Raw genomic sequence first — 324 nt, 5'->3', positions numbered from 1 at the left:
AGGTCTCAAGACGTGAGTAGGAAACTTTATCACGTGTTGACCCTCAGCCTGCTGGTCGCAAGTTTGCATTGGCATTTCGGAAGGACAACCCTAGCGCGTATGACGCAACCGCACCGCGGGTCTCACAACGAATTTCGCTTTAGACCGGAATGATTCTTCGCGCCTTCAACGATGAAAAGAACTGGCGGAACATCTCTTCGGTATCAATGCAATCGTGGAAACCCGCTTGCCGCGCCTTGATCGTGCTGGAAATATTGTCGAACTCGCTATTGAAAATGAAATCGCCAAATGGCCACGACACGATGTCCTCGTATTTTACATTCT

The 324-nt window shown here is 49.4% G+C and carries 1 pseudogene; it reads right to left on the bottom strand.

What is annotated here, in order from left to right:
* Nucleotides 1-139: 139 nt before the first annotated feature.
* Nucleotides 140-324 (bottom strand): annotated as a pseudogene (locus GSQ83_RS01025) (NAD-dependent dehydratase); the annotation flags it as partial.

The organism is Acidisoma sp. L85 (assembly GCF_009765865.1).
Taxonomy (GTDB): domain Bacteria; phylum Pseudomonadota; class Alphaproteobacteria; order Acetobacterales; family Acetobacteraceae; genus Acidisoma.
The sequence above is the reverse complement of the archived record's forward strand: the minus strand, read 5'-3'. Positions and strand labels throughout refer to the sequence as shown.